The sequence below is a fragment of the Streptomyces sp. NPDC051913 genome, assembly GCF_044593635.1.
Taxonomy (GTDB): Bacteria; Actinomycetota; Actinomycetes; order Streptomycetales; family Streptomycetaceae; genus Streptomyces.
This window is the reverse complement of the sequence record NZ_JBIUCI010000009.1, coordinates 50180-64389: the sequence shown is the minus strand read 5'-3', so window position 1 is coordinate 64389 and position 14210 is coordinate 50180. Positions and strand designations below refer to the sequence as shown.

The 14210-nt window shown below is 71.6% G+C and carries 18 protein-coding genes and 1 pseudogene; 9 read left to right on the top strand and 10 right to left on the bottom strand.

Going from position 1 to position 14210, the window contains the following annotated elements; all coding sequences use genetic code 11:
- Positions 1 to 37: 37 nt before the first annotated feature.
- Positions 38 to 217 carry a hypothetical protein gene (locus ACIHIX_RS26685; protein ID WP_399960329.1) on the top strand — a complete coding sequence of 60 codons (180 nt, stop codon included), beginning with the start codon at positions 38 to 40 and terminating at the stop codon, positions 215 to 217.
- Positions 218 to 232: 15 nt separating this feature from the next.
- On the opposite strand, the gene ACIHIX_RS26680 is transcribed toward ACIHIX_RS26685, so the two are convergent.
- Complete coding sequence (locus ACIHIX_RS26680; RefSeq protein ID WP_399960328.1) at positions 233 to 811, bottom strand: hypothetical protein; 579 nt, start codon at positions 809 to 811, stop codon at positions 233 to 235.
- A gap of 59 nt (positions 812 to 870) precedes the next feature.
- Here ACIHIX_RS26680 and ACIHIX_RS26675 point away from each other — a divergent pair, with 59 nt between their 5' ends.
- The 4 genes from ACIHIX_RS26675 (at position 871) to lnt (ending at position 4916) form a co-directional block, all read left to right on the top strand.
- Positions 871 to 1440: a chloramphenicol phosphotransferase CPT family protein gene (locus tag ACIHIX_RS26675; RefSeq protein WP_399960326.1), complete on the top strand. Its 570-nt coding sequence runs from the start codon at positions 871 to 873 to the stop codon at positions 1438 to 1440.
- 82 nt (positions 1441 to 1522) lie between these two features.
- On the top strand, positions 1523 to 2698 hold the full coding sequence (locus ACIHIX_RS26670) for an FAD-dependent monooxygenase (RefSeq protein WP_399960324.1): 1176 nt from the start codon (positions 1523 to 1525) through the stop codon (positions 2696 to 2698).
- 91 nt (positions 2699 to 2789) lie between these two features.
- Positions 2790 to 3275, top strand: coding sequence for a nuclear transport factor 2 family protein (locus tag ACIHIX_RS26665; protein ID WP_399960322.1), 486 nt, complete (start codon positions 2790 to 2792; stop codon positions 3273 to 3275).
- A 72-nt stretch (positions 3276 to 3347) separates the two neighbouring features.
- Positions 3348 to 4916, top strand: coding sequence for an apolipoprotein N-acyltransferase (gene lnt, locus ACIHIX_RS26660; protein WP_399960320.1), 1569 nt, complete (start codon positions 3348 to 3350; stop codon positions 4914 to 4916).
- Here the strand turns inward: lnt and ACIHIX_RS26655 are convergent.
- Positions 4840 to 5745: a Gfo/Idh/MocA family protein gene (locus ACIHIX_RS26655; protein WP_399960838.1), complete on the bottom strand. Its 906-nt coding sequence runs from the start codon at positions 5743 to 5745 to the stop codon at positions 4840 to 4842. The genes lnt and ACIHIX_RS26655 overlap by 77 nt on opposite strands.
- A 309-nt stretch (positions 5746 to 6054) precedes the next feature.
- Positions 6055 to 6242, bottom strand: a pseudogene (locus ACIHIX_RS26650) (monooxygenase); the annotation flags it as partial.
- Here ACIHIX_RS26650 and ACIHIX_RS26645 point away from each other — a divergent pair.
- The 3 genes from ACIHIX_RS26645 (at position 6199) to ACIHIX_RS26635 (ending at position 7569) form a co-directional block, all read left to right on the top strand.
- Entirely contained in the window at positions 6199 to 6381 is a 183-nt protein-coding gene (locus tag ACIHIX_RS26645; RefSeq protein WP_399960867.1) for a hypothetical protein, read from the top strand. The pseudogene ACIHIX_RS26650 and the gene ACIHIX_RS26645 sit on opposite strands and share 44 nt — an antisense overlap.
- Before the next feature lie 57 nt (positions 6382 to 6438).
- Positions 6439 to 6954 carry a DinB family protein gene (locus ACIHIX_RS26640; protein WP_399960318.1) on the top strand — a complete coding sequence of 172 codons (516 nt, stop codon included), beginning with the start codon at positions 6439 to 6441 and terminating at the stop codon, positions 6952 to 6954.
- Between the two features lie 129 nt (positions 6955 to 7083).
- The gene (locus ACIHIX_RS26635; RefSeq protein ID WP_399960316.1) at positions 7084 to 7569 is read left to right on the top strand and encodes a hypothetical protein; all 486 of its coding nucleotides are present in this window, start codon (positions 7084 to 7086) and stop codon (positions 7567 to 7569) included.
- Between the two features lie 31 nt (positions 7570 to 7600).
- Here ACIHIX_RS26635 and ACIHIX_RS26630 read toward each other — a convergent pair whose 3' ends face one another.
- From ACIHIX_RS26630 to ACIHIX_RS26600, 7 genes are all read right to left on the bottom strand, one after another.
- Complete coding sequence (locus ACIHIX_RS26630; protein WP_399960314.1) at positions 7601 to 8122, bottom strand: hypothetical protein; 522 nt, start codon at positions 8120 to 8122, stop codon at positions 7601 to 7603.
- A gap of 107 nt (positions 8123 to 8229) precedes the next feature.
- Positions 8230 to 8913, bottom strand: coding sequence for a uracil-DNA glycosylase (locus ACIHIX_RS26625; RefSeq protein ID WP_399960312.1), 684 nt, complete (start codon positions 8911 to 8913; stop codon positions 8230 to 8232).
- An 89-nt stretch (positions 8914 to 9002) separates the two neighbouring features.
- Positions 9003 to 10583, bottom strand: coding sequence for an ABC transporter substrate-binding protein (locus ACIHIX_RS26620; protein WP_399960310.1), 1581 nt, complete (start codon positions 10581 to 10583; stop codon positions 9003 to 9005).
- 241 nt (positions 10584 to 10824) lie between these two features.
- The gene (locus ACIHIX_RS26615) at positions 10825 to 11592 is read right to left on the bottom strand and encodes an SDR family oxidoreductase (protein ID WP_399960308.1); all 768 of its coding nucleotides are present in this window, start codon (positions 11590 to 11592) and stop codon (positions 10825 to 10827) included.
- Between the two features lie 12 nt (positions 11593 to 11604).
- On the bottom strand, positions 11605 to 12366 hold the full coding sequence (gene fabG, locus ACIHIX_RS26610; protein WP_399960306.1) for a 3-oxoacyl-ACP reductase FabG: 762 nt from the start codon (positions 12364 to 12366) through the stop codon (positions 11605 to 11607).
- Between the two features lie 128 nt (positions 12367 to 12494).
- Complete coding sequence (locus ACIHIX_RS26605; RefSeq protein WP_399960304.1) at positions 12495 to 12944, bottom strand: DUF3037 domain-containing protein; 450 nt, start codon at positions 12942 to 12944, stop codon at positions 12495 to 12497.
- Positions 12941 to 13696: a HipA family kinase gene (locus tag ACIHIX_RS26600; protein WP_399960302.1), complete on the bottom strand. Its 756-nt coding sequence runs from the start codon at positions 13694 to 13696 to the stop codon at positions 12941 to 12943. The genes ACIHIX_RS26605 and ACIHIX_RS26600 overlap by 4 nt, the downstream gene beginning before the upstream one ends.
- Before the next feature lie 92 nt (positions 13697 to 13788).
- On the opposite strand from ACIHIX_RS26600, the gene ACIHIX_RS26595 reads away from it, so the two are divergent.
- Complete coding sequence (locus tag ACIHIX_RS26595; RefSeq protein WP_399960300.1) at positions 13789 to 14208, top strand: Rieske (2Fe-2S) protein; 420 nt, start codon at positions 13789 to 13791, stop codon at positions 14206 to 14208.
- Positions 14209 to 14210 lie beyond the last annotated feature (2 nt).

Below are 14210 nucleotides of genomic sequence, written 5' to 3'. Positions count from 1 at the left end.
TAGCGCAGTGTCAGTGCTTGCCCCTAGGCTTGTCGGCATGTCCCCCGATTCCATGGCCTCTGGTTCCGTGCGGTCTGCTGCCGAAGTGAACGAGCAGATCCGCGCGTTGTGGCTGCGGGCGGGCGGCTCGCTGTCATCCCAGGAGCGCGAGGAGTACGAGCTGCTGGTTGTCGAGTGGGCGGCCGCGATCCGCGGCAGTGTGATCGAGGCGGCCTGACCGGGGCGTCGGCGCTCAGTCGTTGACGGCTCCGTAGTGCAGGACGCCGTCGCGGGGCAGCAGGTAACCCATGCCCCGCTTCTCCGGCAGCCCACCGCTCAGCATCGAGGCTTCGGCCAGGCCGGAGACGTTCCAACCGACCAGCCCCAGGCTGAACGGCGCCTCGCGAAACGCGATCGTCGCGAGGGCGGCCAGCCAGTCATCCGCGGCGGCGGACCGCTCGAAGGACCCCTCCTCGAAGGCGACGCCGGCCTGCCGCAAGGCTGACAGCGGCACACCGAAGTCCAGCCAGTCACTGCTGTCGTCGCCGCCCCGGACCGCCGTGACCCCGAACGCCACCCGTTCTCCGGTGGGCAGCCGGACCCGCCCCAGAAGCCACCCGAACTCCGCCAGCGCGGCGACCGTGCACGGCACGGCCTCCTGCTCCTCCGGCTCCCGGTCCCCGTGCCCGTAACACCCCTCCACCTGAGCCGCGGTCCACATCGCGTCCAGGACGGCTTGAAGCGCGGCGGCGTCCGTCGAACCGACCTCGATGGCCAACTCGTAGAAACCCTCGGCCCAGAACTGGTGGCGGAAGGAGGCTGCGTACGTCATCGCACGATGATCGCGCACCCGTGCCTCTCCCGAGATCCGCTCCCCCCTAGGATCCGCCCATGGACCACCTCGACAGCGTCCCTCCGCGCCAGGGCCTCGTGATCTTCCTGCGCGGCACGTCGAGTTCGGGCAAGTCGAGCATCGCGGCGGAACTGCTGCGGATGCTCGACGAGCCGTACTTCCATCTGCCGGTGGACGCGTTCCACGCGATGCGGTCGGGCGCGCCCGTGCCGCCGGACCAGCTGGGAACCGTCCTGCACCGCACCTGGCAGGGCTACCACCGAGCGGTCGCCGGCATGGCCGCGGCCGGCAACAACATCGTGGTCGACCACGTGCTGAGCGCCCGTTGGCGACTCGACGACTGTCTGTCGCTGTTCGCCGCCGAGGACGTCGTGCTCGTCGGGGTGCACTGCCCGCCCGAGGAGCTGGAGCGCCGCGAGCGCGAACGCGGCGACCGGCCGGCCGGGCTCGCGGCGCGCCAGCTGAAACAGGTCCACGCCCACGGGATCTACGACCTCGAATGCGACACCAGCCTCGCCACCCCGCGCGAATGCGCCCTGCGTATCAAGGAGTTCCTGCCCGACCGCCCGACACCGACGGCGTTCGAGCGACTGCGCGCGGGCCGCTGACGACGCGGATCAGCGGATCAGCCGCCCACCGTGCCCGAAACTCCTCGCACCGCACCGAAGCCGTCCTCGCTACCGTCGTGCCATGCGAGCGATCGTCATAGGCGCGGGCATCGGCGGGCTGGCCGCGGCGCTGGCACTGCGCCGGGGCGGGGTCGAGGTGACGCTCGTCGAGCAGGCCCCGCGGTACACCGAGGCCGGTGCCGGGATCCAGCTCGCTCCCAACGCCACGCGGGTACTGCGCCGGCTGGGGCGACTCGACGCGGTCGCCGCGCTGTCCGCGCCGCCCGGGCAGCTCAGCTTCCGTACCTGGTCCGACGGGAGCGAGATCTGCCGCTACGCCCTGGGGCGCGAGGTCGAGGAAGCGTTCGGGGCGCCGTATCTCCAGGTCCACCGGGCCGATCTCCAGCAGGCGCTGGCCGCCGCGGTGCCGTCGCGGTCCGTGCGGCTGGGCACCCGGATCGTGGGCGTCGACCAGGACGACAGGTCGGCCACGGTGACGACCGCGGACGGCGAACGCCTCGCCGCGGACCTGGTGGTCGCCGCCGACGGCATCCGGTCCGCCGCCCGGCAGTGGCTCTTCGGCGCGGACGCGGCGGTGTTCTCCGCGACGGCCGCCTACCGGGCACTGCTTCCGGCCACCGAGGTCGCCGATCTGGACCTCCCCGACACCGGGATCTGGCTCGGACCGGGCCGGCACTTCGTCCACTACCGGCTGCGCCGGGGCGAACTCCTCAACGTCGTGGCCGTGTTCGGGACCAAGGCCGCGCAGGAGTCGTGGACCGCGCGGGCGGAACCCGGGGAACCCCTGCGGGCGTTCGAGGGGTGGGAGGACCGCGTCGTCCAAGTCCTCGCCCGCGCGGGGCGGATGTACCGCTGGGGCATCTACACCCGCACCCCGCTGGCCCGTTGGCACCTCGGCCGGGTGACCCTGCTGGGCGACAGCGCCCATGCCATGGTGCCCTTCCAGGCGCAGGGCGCGGCCCAGGCGATCCTCGACGCGGCCGTGCTCGGCGACTGCCTCACCGACGCGGCACCGGACGACGTACCCGAAGCGCTGGACCGGTATGTGCGGCGGCGTCTGGCGGACGCCACCGGGATGCAGGCCCGGTCCGCGAGCGCGGGCGAGGAGTTCCATCTGCCGGACGGTCCGCAGGCCCGGGCGCGTAATGCCCGGATGGCGGCCCACGCGGCGGAGCACCGGTTCTGGTCGGCGTCGAGCGCCTGGGGCGCCGACGTCCTCGAAGATCCGGCTCCGTGAGGAGCGCCGCGCGCCCAACTGGCGCTCCGCGCCGCCCGATTGTCCGCGCACACCCCTTGGCCCGGCCCGCCCCATGCCCAACACTCGGCCCATGACGCAGCGTGTGGAGCTCGCCACCGTGATGGACCGGTTGGCCGTCGACGAACTGATCACCGACTACGCGGTATCCGTGGACGACGGGGACTGGGCGGCGTACCGGCGGCTGTTCGCCCCCGGCGGCCGTGCGGACTACCGGTCGGCCGGCGGGGTCGAGGGAGACGCCGGGCAGGTCGCCGCCTGGCTCGCGGAGAGCCTGAACCTCTTCTCCATGCGGCAGCATCTGATCGTCAACCGGCGCGTCAGCTTCGGTGTGCTGGACCACGACACGGGCGACACGGCCCGGGTCCAGGCGGACTACGTCAATCCGATGCGCCTGGCGCAGGACGGTGACGGCTCCTCGGCGCCCGACTTCGTGTGCGGCGGACGCTACGCCTTCGGGCTGCTGCGCACGGACGACGGCTGGCGGCTGCGCGAGGTGGTGGTCCACGAGAAGTGGCGGCGCCTTCCCGGCCCGCGGCCCGCCCCCGTGATCAACTGAGCCGATGCCCTCTGTCCCCGGGGCCTTCGCACCAAGCACACTGGAGGGACGCACGGGGTAGGGAGGCGCCGTATGAAGACGCTCGGCCACTGGCTCACCACCCCCTGGCGGAGATCCGCGGTCGCCGCCCTGGCCGGTGCCCTGCCCGTGCTCGCCTTCCCGGCCCCGTCGCTGTGGTGGTTCGCCTACGTCGCCCTGGTCCCCTGGATGCTGCTGGCCCGCTCCGCGCCGACCGGGAAGCGGGCGGCGTACGACGGCTGGGCGGGCGGGTTCGGCTTCATGCTGGCGATGCACCACTGGCTGCTGCCGAGCCTCCATGTCTTCACGCTCCTCATCGCCGCCCTGCTCGGCGGGCTGTGGGCGCCCTGGGGGTGGCTGGTCCGGCACTTCCTCGGCGGCCCCGGCCGGCGGATCGTCGGCGCCTTCCTCGTGCTGCCGTCCGGGTGGCTGCTGGTGGAGCTCGTCCGGTCCTGGCAGGGGCTCGGCGGGCCGTGGGGGGTGCTCGGTTCCAGTCAGTGGCAGGTGGAGCCGGCGCTGCGGCTGGCCTCGGTGGGCGGGGTGTGGCTGATCAGCTTGCTGATCGTGGCGGTGAACGTCGCGTTCGCCGTCCTGGTCGTCGTCCCCCGTTCCCGTGTGCCCGCCGTCGCGGCTCTCGTCGCCACGGCCGCCGTCACCTCCGCGGCCTGGATGTGGTCACCGCGCCCCGACGCCGCCGGACACGTCCGGATCGCGGTCGTACAGCCGGGCGTGATCGACGGTCTTCGCAGCGGTGACAAGCGCTTCGCGCGCGAGGAGCGGCTCACCCGGGAACTCGCCGGTCAGGACGTCGACCTGGTCGTGTGGGGCGAGAGCAGCGTCGGCTTCGACCTCGGTGACCGGCCCGACCTGGCCGGACGGCTCGCGGCGCTCTCCGCGGAGACCGGCGCCGACATCCTGGTCAACGTGGACGCCCGCCGCTCCGACAAGCCGGGCATCTACAAGAGTTCGGTGCTGGTCGGCCCGGACGGGCTCACCGGCGACCGCTACGACAAGATGCGGCTGGTGCCGTTCGGCGAGTACATCCCGGCCCGCTCCCTGCTCGGCTGGGCGACCTCCGTCGGCAAGGCCGCGGGCGAGGACCGGCGGCGCGGCAGCGAGCAGGTCGTCATGGACGTCGGGCACGGGCTGAAGGTCGGCCCGATGATCTGCTTCGAGTCCGCGTTCCCCGACATGAGCCGCCATCTCGTCGAGTCCGGCGCCGAGGTGCTGATCGCCCAGTCGTCGACCTCGTCGTTCCAGGACAGCTGGGCGCCGGAGCAGCACGCCTCGCTGGCCGCCCTGCGCGCCGCCGAGACGGGCCGCCCGATGGTGCACGCGACGCTGACCGGGGTGTCGGCGGTGTACGGCCCGGAGGGGCAGCGGGTCGGCTCCTGGCTGCCCACCGACGCGAGCACCGCCGCGGTCTACGACGTCCCGCTGGCCACCGGCGTCACCCCGTACGTCCGCTTCGGCGACTGGCCGACGCACGCGGCGCTGCTGATCCTGGCCGTCTGGTGCGTCGCCCACGGGCTGCGGGCCGTACGGCTCAGGCGGGTCGCTCCCGCACCGCGCGTACCACCCGCTCGCACAGCTCATGGGTCGCCAGCGCGTCCCGGGCGCTGAGCACCTTGCCCGCGCGCACGGCGTCGAGGAAGGCGAGGACCGCCTGTTCGATGCCGCGCTGCCGGGCCACCGGCACCCAGTCGCCGCGTCGGCGCACGGTCGGCTGGCCCTTGTGGTCGACGATCTCGGCGAGGTTGACGACCTGCCGCTTGGTGTCCTGCCCGGAGACCTCCAGGATCTCCTCGGCCGAGCCGCTGAGCCGGTTCATCACGCCGAGCGCGGTGTAGCCGTCCCCGGAGAGCTGGAGCACGACGTGGTGCAGCAGCCCGTCCCGGACGCGGGCGCGCACGGTGACGTCGTCGATCGGGCCGGGGGCGAGGAAGCGCAGGGTGTCGACGACGTGGATGAAGTCGTCGAGGATCATCGACCGCGGTTCCTCGGGCAGCCCGATCCGGTTCTTCTGCATGAGGATCAGCTCGCGCGGATGGTCGGCGCACTGTGTGTACCCGGGCGCGAAACGCCGGTTGAAGCCGACGGCCAGCGACACCCCGCGCTCCTCCGCGAGCGCCACCAGCCGCTCGGAGTCGGCGAGTTCGTACGCCAGCGGCTTGTCGACGTACGTCGGTACGCCCGCCTCCAGCAACCGCGTCACGATCTCGGGGTGCACGCCGGTGGGCGCGTGCACGAACGCCGCGTCCAGTCCCGCGGCGAGCAGCGCGTCGAGGTCCCGGTGCCGCTGTGTCTCGGGGAGGCGCAGGCCGTCGGCGACCCGGGCGAGGGTGGCGGGCGTCCGGGTCTGGAGGTGGAGTTCGACGCCGGGCAGGCCGCCGAGCACCGGCAGGTAGGCCTTCTGGGCGATGTCGCCGAGTCCGATGCAGCCGACCTTCACTGGCTCTCCCTGTCGCTTGCCCGCGCCTGACACGACGGAAGCATACGGCGGCCGCGGAGGCCGCCAGTCGGCGATGCTGTGTCGGGGCGGGCGATGCGGACGGCCTGGCGGCGATGGACGTCGTAGGCAGTCGGGCGGCGGTGTGCGCGGCGCGGTCGTCGGCATGGTGGGCCAGGACCACCGTGTCCTCGACCACCTGGTCGCCGCCCTGGCCGAGAGTCGGGGCATGGCATGGGCGGCGTCGCCGAGGCGGGCGTGCCGGCCGTGGTCGAAGGCGGGCCGCTGGTCGACGCGGTGGTCGTCCTCGGGGCGGGCGATGCGGACGGCCTGGCGGCGATGGACGTCGTACGGGGCAGTCCGGCGGCGGTGTACGCGGCGCGGCCGTCGGCATGGTGGGCCAGGACCACCGTGTCCTCGACCACCTGCTCGCCGCCCTGACCGAGAGTCGGGGGCATGGCATGGGCGGCGTCGCCGAGGCGGGCGTGCCGGCCGTGGTCGAAGGCGGCCCGCTGGTCGGCGAGCTGGTCGTCCTCGGGGTGGGCGGGCGTGGCCGGGGCGTTCGGGTCGCGGATGCCGGGCCTGGACGAAGTGCGAGCAGGGCTGCGGGAGTTGCTCGACGGCACGTTGGGTGCGTGAAGCCGGCCGAGGGAATCCTGGGTGCGCGCGCCGGGCCGTTCGGGCGACGATGCCCGCATGACGACGACGCGACGCAGTGAACCGTCCGAGACCGCCGACGAACGCACCATGCTGGAGGGCTGGCTCGACTACCACCGCGAGACCCTGGCCCTGAAGTGCGAGGGGCTGACCGACGCCCAGCTCAGAACCGCCTCGGTGGAGCCGTCCACGCTGTCCCTCATGGGGCTGGTGCGGCACCTGGCGGAGTGCGAGCGGGGCTGGTTCCGCAAGGTGCTGATGGCCGACGACCCGGGGCCGATCTACTACAGCGACGAGGACCCGGACGGCGAGTTCCGGCTCAGCGAGGCCGACACCTGGGAGGAGGCCCACACCACCTGGCGGGCAGAGATCGAGATCGCCCGGCGCAATGCCGCCGCCTTCGGCCTCGACGACCTCTCCAAGGGGCGCAGCAGGTTCAGCGGCAAGCAGTTCAACCTGCGCTGGATCTACACCCACATGATCGAGGAGTACGCCCGGCACAACGGCCACGCCGACCTGATCCGCGAGCGCATCGACGGCGCGACCGGCGACTGAGGGTCGGTCGGCCCCCTCGTCAGCCATGGCGGGGTCGCACCCTCCGTACGGGGCCGGAGATCACCCGTGCGGGGCAACCTCCGCTTGTCCGCCGCCCCAAACCCGGCGTGAACCAGCAGAGTTGCGCAGGTGCATCGAACGACGACCACCGCAACGCTCCTGGTGACCGTGGCTGTCTCGGCCCTCTCCGGCTGTGTGACGGTCCAGCGTCCAGTCGCCCCCGGCCCACCGGCGGCGCCGTCCCTTCCGGCGGCGCCCCGTGCGGACGGCGAGGCGGAGCCGCAGATCGTGCAGGCACCGGCGCGGGAGGCCCTGGAGCTCATCGGCCCGTCCCGCGAGGCGAAACCCGACGCGCCCGCCGCGCACCGGGCGGCCCCGCCGTCCGCCGCCCGGCAGCCGGTGCCGGCGCAGCAGGCCCCGCGCACGCACCCCGAGCACCCGGCCCATCCCGAGGCCCGGCACCCGCAGCACCCGCAGCACCCGCGCGTCGAGATCCCCGACGTGGCGACGGCCGTGCCGAAGAACCCGGACGTGTGCGGCCTCGGCAAGCAGTACGGCGGCTGGCGCAAGGACAGCCCGGAGGCGCGGATCTGCGAGCAGACGTACGGCCGTTAGCCCTGCTGGCGCCCGGGTCCCCGGGCGTGGCTCACGGGCGCTGTCTCGGCGGTGCCCATCCGCCCCCGCCGGACGGACCGCCCTCCCCCAGCCGCAGCTCCAGCCGGCTGATCGCGGCCCGCACGCCGTCCCCGTAACTGTCGTGGGCCAGGGCGTCCGCCGCCCCGCGGGCCCGGTGGAGGTGGGTGCGGGCGGCGTCGGAGCGGTCGAGTTTCACATAGTCGGCGGCCAGATTGAGATGCAGCGAGGGGTACAGGGCACGGACGGCGAGGGTGCTCTCGTGCTCGGCGAGGCGGTCGTCGGTGAGTTCCTCGGCCGCGGTCAACGCCCTCAGATCCCAGGCCAGTTCGTCGGAGGGGTCGTCCTGGGCGTCGGCCATGTAGTGGGCGAGGGTGCAGCGGTGCAACGGGTCGCCGTCCTCGCCGATCTCCGCCCACAGGTCCAGGAAGCGGTGCCGGGCCTCCTCGCGGTCCCCCGCGTGATGCAACATGACGACCTGCCCGATCCGTGTCATCACGGCATCCGGCGCCGCCTGCTCCTGTCGCTCCGCCACCGCGTCCTCCACACCGTCAGGCCGTCCTGGTCGCACCTGACGCTAATCGGAGACACTGACAATCACGGCGAGGCGGGGCCGACCCGGCGGATCGGCCCCGGGACGGCTCAGGCCAGGTTCGGGATCGTCCAGTCGATCGGCTCATGGCCCTGGAGCGCGACCGCCTCGTTGATCTGCGTGAACGGGCGGGAGCCGAAGAACTTCTTCGCGGACAGGGGCGAGGGGTGGGCGCCCTTGACCACGACATGCCGGGTCTCGTCGATCAGCGGGAGCTTCTTCTGGGCGTAGTTGCCCCAGAGCACGAAGACCGCCGGGTCGGGCCGGTCGGCCACCGCGCGGATGACCGCGTCGGTGAACTTCTCCCAGCCCTTGCCCTTGTGCGAGTTGGCCTCGCCGGAGCGGACGGTGAGTACCGCGTTGAGCAGCAGGACGCCCTGCTGGGCCCACGGCAGCAGATAGCCGTTGTCCGGAACGGGCGTGCCCAGCTCCTCCTTCATCTCCTTGTAGATGTTCCGCAGGGAGGGCGGGGTCTTCACACCGGGACGGACCGAGAAGCACAGGCCATGGCCCTGGCCCTCGCCGTGGTACGGGTCCTGACCGAGGATCAGGACCTTCACCCGGTCGTAGGGCGTCGCGTCGAGGGCGGCGAAGACCTCCTCGCGCGGCGGAAAGACGGGACCCTTCGCCCGCTCCTCCTCGACGAACTCGGTCAGCTCCTTGAAATAGGGCTGCTGGAGCTCGTCGCCCAGGACCCCGCGCCAGGACTCGGGCAGCATGGCGATGTCGGTCACGTCAACGTCCTTATGTCGTGCGGTCACTTCAGTGCTCAGAACCTACAGGCGACCACTGACAACCGACCGCACACCCCGAAAGCCCTCACTCACCAGCTCGTCTTGCGGTAGAGCTCGCCCATCATCATGATCGTCGACGGGTCCAGGGCCGTCTCGCCGCCGGAGATGTCGTCGTTCGCGGCGACGTACTGCCGGCCCTGCCACAGCGGCAGCAGCCGGGCGTCGTCGGTGATGATCTGCTGGGCCTCCTCGAAGTCCTTGACCACGTTGGCGCGGTCGCTCTGGCGGCGCGAGCGCGGCAGCAGGGTGCCGGTGATCTCGGGCTGCGGGTAGGGCGTGCCGAGGGCGTTCTGGTTGCCGACGAAGGGAGAGATGAAGTTGTCGGCGTCCGGGAAGTCGGGGAACCAGCCGCGCCCGAACACCGGGTACTCACCGTTCTGGTAGCCGGTGACATAGGTCTTCCAGGGCCGGCTCTTGAGCGTGATCTCGAACAGGCCGGAGTCCTCCAGCTGGGCCTTCAGCTCCTCGAACTCGGCCTTGGTCGCGGAGCCGTAGCGGTCCGTGGTGTACCAGAGGGTGAGCGGGACGGTCTGGGTGATCCCGGCGTCCTGGAGGATCTTCTTGGCCTTGGCGACGCTGGGGTTTCCGTAGTCGTCGAAGAAGCCCGTGGTGTGGCCGGTGAGGCCCTTGGGGACCATGGAGTACAGCGGCTCGACGGTGTCCTTGTAGACCTTGTGCGCGATCGCCCCGCGGTCGACGATCTGGGCGATGGCCTTGCGGACGGCGAGTTTGCCCGCCCAGGGGTCCTTGGGGTTGAACACCAGATAGCTGATCTCGGTGCCGGAGCCGTCGAAGAGCTGGTAGTCGGAGTCGTTCTGCTCCTTGTCCAGGGTCACGATGTCGTCGGCGCCCAGTCCGCGGAAGGCGACGTCGAGGGAGCCGTCCTTCAGTCCCTGCACCATGGGCGCGGACTCCTTGAAGTAACGGATGGTCACCGCGTCGTTCTTGCGCTTGGCGTAGCCGTCGTAGTCGCCGTATCTGACGAGTTCGGCCTTGTCGTCGCTGTACGCCTTGAGGGTGTACGGGCCCGAGCCGACGATGGTGTCGCCCTTGCGCAGCGAGCCGGCCGGGTACTCGTCGGGGTCGACGATCGACATGGCGGGGGTGGCGAGGACGAACGGGAAGGTGGCGTCGGGCTTGTTGAGGTGGAAGACGATCTCGCGGTCGCCGAGCGCCTGGACCCGGTCGAGGCTGCCGAGCAGACCGGCGGGGCCACCGTTGACGTTGATCTTGCCGATCCGGTCGATGGAGTGCTTGACGGCCTTGGCGTCGAGCGTGTCACCGTTGGAGAACTTCAGTCCCGCGCGCAGCGTGCAGCTGTAGGTGCGGTTCGACGAGTCGGTGAACTTGCAGCTCTCGGCGGCGTCCGGCTGCGGCGTGGTGGCGCCGGAGGGATAGCTGAGGAGCGTCTGGTAGATGTTGCGGAACAGCTCCCAGGAGCTGTCCCAGGACGCTGCGGGGTCCAGGGTGCTGGGGGCACTGGTGGTACCGACGACGATCGGACCCTGCTCGTCGGAGGAGTCCGACGACAGGACGCCACACCCGGCCACCAGCGACGATATGGAGGCGAAGGCCGCCATCCGCCGTATGCCTCGGTTCCGGTTGAACACGCGCACGCTCCTCGATCTGCCATGCCAAGGGTTGGCAGACCATACCGCAGCCCCGGGCGACCCGAACCGGGTCCTCCGGCTGGTTCTCGAGCGTTGAGACCGCGGCGGCGCTGTCAGGAGTCTGTGCGGTTGTTGTACGTCCCCGTGTGCGGTGTTTGTACGTCGACACGGACGGCCGGTCTGTACGTCGACCCGGGCGCCGCTTCTGTCGAGCGGCGCCCGGGTCGGTCGTACGAGAGGGTCAGCCGACGCCGGCGTTGAGGAAGATGCCGCCGTCGACGACGAGCGTCTGGCCGGTGACCCAGGCGGACTGCTCGGAGGTGAGGAACTCCGCGGCGCCGCCGATGTCGGAGGGCACACCGAGCCGGGCCAGCGGGTAGGAGGCCGCGGCCTCCTCCTCCCGGCCCTCGTACAGGGCCTGGGCGAACTTGGTCTTCACGACCGCCGGGGCGATCGCGTTGACCCGCACCTTGGGCGCGAACTCGTGGGCGAGCTGCTGGGTCAGGTTGATCATCGCGGCCTTGCTGACGCCGTAGGCGGCGATGAAGGGCGAGGGCGCGATGCCCGCGACGGAGGCGATGTTGACGATCGCGCCGCCGTTCTCCTTCTGCCAGGCGTGCCAGGTCTTCTGCGCGAAGCCGAGCGCAGAGATCACGTTGGTCTCGAACACCTTGCGAGCCACGTTCAGGTCGAGGTCGGCGATCGGGCCGAACACCGGGTTGGTACCGGCGTTGTTGACCAGGAAGTCGACGCGGCCGAAGGCCTCCATGGCGCGCTCGACGGCGACGGCCTGATGTGCCTCGTCGTGGGCTTTGCCGGCGACGCCGATGACCCGGTCGGCACCGAGCTGCTCGACGGCCTCCTTGAGGGCGTCCTCGTTGCGGCCGGTGATGACGACCCGGTCGCCGCGGGCGACGAGCGCCTCGGCGACGCCGTAGCCGATGCCGCGGCTGGCGCCCGTGACGAGGGCGACCTTGCCGGAGAGTTCGGGGAGTTCCACCGAAGTCATGTTCCTGTTCCCCTAGTCGAGCGGTCCGCCGGCCACGTACAGCACCTGGCCGGAGACGAAGCCGGCGGCTTCGTTCGTGAAGAAGGCGATGGCGTTGGCGATGTCCTCGGGCTCGCCGACCCGGGCCACCGGGATCTGGGTGGCGGCGGCGGCCTTGAACTCCTCGAAGCCCATGCCGACGCGGGCGGCGGTGGCCGCGGTCATGTCGGTGGCGATGAAGCCGGGGGCGACGGCGTTGGCGGTGATGCCGAACTTGCCGAGCTCGATGGCGAGGGTCTTGGTGAAGCCCTGGAGACCGGCCTTGGCGGCGGAGTAGTTGGCCTGGCCGCGGTTGCCGAGCGCGGAGGACGAGGACAGGTTGACCACGCGGCCGAAGCCGGCGTCGACCATGTGCTTCTGGACGTACTTCGTCATCAGGAAGGAGCCGCGCAGGTGCACGTTCAGGACGGTGTCCCAGTCCGAGGCGCTCATCTTGAACAGCAGGTTGTCGCGGAGCACGCCCGCGTTGTTGACGAGGATCGTCGGGGCGCCGAGCTCCGCGACGACGCGCGCGACGGCCGCCTCGACCTGGGCCTCGTCGGAGACGTCCGCGCCGACCGCGATCGCCTTGCCGCCGGCCGCGGTGATCTTCTCGACGGTGTCCTTGCAGGCGGCCTCGTCGAGGTCGATCACGGCGACCGCGCGGCCCTCGGCGGCCAGTCGTACGGCGGTGGCCGCGCCGATGCCGCGCGCGGCACCGGTGACGATCGCTACCCGCTGCTCAGTGGTGGACATTGCTGCTTCTCCTCGCCCTTGAAGAATGTGCGGCCCGATCGGTGAGCGACCGCTTAGTACCTTCAGCAGACGTGACGCTAGAAGCCCTGGCACCCGGTGTCAACGCCGCACGCCCCGGGTGTGATCCATTACCTGACCAGGAGATCCAGCAGACGCTCGGTCTCGGCCGCCGGATCCAGGGTGAGCCCGGTGTGCACGGGGCCCGGCTGGACGACGGTGGAGCGGGGCGCGATCAGCCAGCGGAAGCGTCGCCCGGCGTCGTCGGTACCGGCCTGACCGGCCGCGTCACCACCCCCGCAGACCCGTTCCACGGCGGTCAGCGCCGCCCTGACCCCGGCCACGTCGGCCTCCGGGTCCAGGGCCCGCAGCCGCGCCTCGTCGAGGTGGGTGCGGGCACCGACGTACCCCTTCGCCCGGCAGTACACGAGCACCCCGGCGTTGATGCACTCGCCGCGCTCCACGCGCGGCACGACGCGCAGCAGGGCGTACTCGTAGACGTCCCGGTCGTTGCCCTCGCCGCCCTTGATGATGTGGCGTTCGACGACGCTGCCGGCCATGTGGACGTGGCGCTCGCTCATGCGATCCCCTGGATGCGGTCGTGGATGACGGCGGCCCGGGCCAGCAGAGGCCGGGTGTAGGCCCGGCGCAGCTCGTCCGGGGTGTCGAAGCCGGGTTCGTCGGCCAGCCAGGCGTCCGGGATCTCGGCGGTGACCTCGGCGAGGAGCTCCTCGGTGACCCGTGGGGCCAGCTCCGCGGCGGCGGTCGCGAGGTCGGGGGCGAAGCGGGCGAGGGCGTGGTCGCCGGCGTCGTAGGGGCGGGCCGCGGAGGCGTCGGCGGCGGGCCAGTTGTGGTGCCAGATCATGGTGGCGCCGTGGTCGATCAGCCACAGCTCGCCGTGCCACATCAGCAGGTTGGGGTTGCGCCAGGAGCGGTCGACGTTGTTGATCAGCGCGTCGAACCAGACGATCCGCCCGGACTCGGCCGCGTCCACCTCGAAGGCGAGCGGGTCGAAGCCGAGCGCGCCGGAGAGGAAGTCCATCCCGAGGTTGGTGCCGCCGCTGGCCCGCAGCAGGTCCTGCACCTGCTGCTCGGGCTCGCCGAGTCCGAGCACCGGGTCCAGGTCGAGCGTCACGAGTCGCGGCACCCGGAACCCGAGCCGGCGGGCGAGCTCGCCGCACAGGACCTCGGCGACCAGCGTCTTGCGGCCCTGTCCCGCGCCGGTGAACTTCATGACGTACGTCCCGAGGTCGTCGGCCTCGACGAGTCCCGGCAGCGAGCCGCCCTCACGCAGGGGCGTGATGAAGCGGGTCGCGATGGCTTCCTTGAGCATCGCCCCAGGTTACTGGGGCTCCGCTGAACAACCCGCACTCCGGGCCCGTACCTCAGGGCAGTTCACGAGGTATCCGCGGAAGGGACGTCAGCATGGCCAGCGAATCGCTTCATCCCGCTTCGGCACCGAGCCGCCGTACGGTCGTGGCGGCGGTGGGGGCGGCAGGGCTCGCCATCACGCTGAACGCGTGCGGCTCGGACGACGAGGGGTCGACCGCCGCGGCCGGGACCGCGCTCGGGAAGACCGCGGACATCCCGGAGGGCGGCGGCAAGATCTTCGCGGACGCGGGGGTGGTGGTGACCCAGCCGACGGCGGGCACGTACAAGGCGTTCTCGTCCAAGTGCACGCATCAGGGCTGTGCGGTGACGGGGATCGCCGACGGGGTGATCACCTGCCCGTGCCACAAGAGCGAGTTCTCGGTGACCGACGGCAGCGTGAAGAAGGGTCCCGCCACCCAGCCGCTGCCGGAGGAGAAGATCACCGTGAGCGGGGACTCGATCACCCTCGCGTGAGG

What these genes read in the sequence shown, in the direction of transcription:
- ACIHIX_RS26640 (WP_399960318.1), top strand. Translation starts at nt 6,439, where the DNA reads ATGACGACGACGCGACGCAGTGAACCGTCCGAGACCGCCGACGAACGC.
- ACIHIX_RS26645 (WP_399960867.1), top strand. Translation starts at nt 6,199, where the DNA reads ATGGCATGGGCGGCGTCGCCGAGGCGGGCGTGCCGGCCGTGGTCGAAG.
- fabG (WP_399960306.1), bottom strand. Translation starts at nt 12,366, where the DNA reads ATGTCCACCACTGAGCAGCGGGTAGCGATCGTCACCGGTGCCGCGCGC.
- ACIHIX_RS26685 (WP_399960329.1), top strand. Translation starts at nt 38, where the DNA reads ATGTCCCCCGATTCCATGGCCTCTGGTTCCGTGCGGTCTGCTGCCGAA.
- lnt (WP_399960320.1), top strand. Translation starts at nt 3,348, where the DNA reads ATGAAGACGCTCGGCCACTGGCTCACCACCCCCTGGCGGAGATCCGCG.
- ACIHIX_RS26680 (WP_399960328.1), bottom strand. Translation starts at nt 811, where the DNA reads ATGACGTACGCAGCCTCCTTCCGCCACCAGTTCTGGGCCGAGGGTTTC.
- ACIHIX_RS26605 (WP_399960304.1), bottom strand. Translation starts at nt 12,944, where the DNA reads ATGAGCGAGCGCCACGTCCACATGGCCGGCAGCGTCGTCGAACGCCAC.
- ACIHIX_RS26665 (WP_399960322.1), top strand. Translation starts at nt 2,790, where the DNA reads ATGACGCAGCGTGTGGAGCTCGCCACCGTGATGGACCGGTTGGCCGTC.
- ACIHIX_RS26600 (WP_399960302.1), bottom strand. Translation starts at nt 13,696, where the DNA reads ATGCTCAAGGAAGCCATCGCGACCCGCTTCATCACGCCCCTGCGTGAG.
- ACIHIX_RS26595 (WP_399960300.1), top strand. Translation starts at nt 13,789, where the DNA reads ATGGCCAGCGAATCGCTTCATCCCGCTTCGGCACCGAGCCGCCGTACG.
- ACIHIX_RS26670 (WP_399960324.1), top strand. Translation starts at nt 1,523, where the DNA reads ATGCGAGCGATCGTCATAGGCGCGGGCATCGGCGGGCTGGCCGCGGCG.
- ACIHIX_RS26675 (WP_399960326.1), top strand. Translation starts at nt 871, where the DNA reads ATGGACCACCTCGACAGCGTCCCTCCGCGCCAGGGCCTCGTGATCTTC.
- ACIHIX_RS26615 (WP_399960308.1), bottom strand. Translation starts at nt 11,592, where the DNA reads ATGACTTCGGTGGAACTCCCCGAACTCTCCGGCAAGGTCGCCCTCGTC.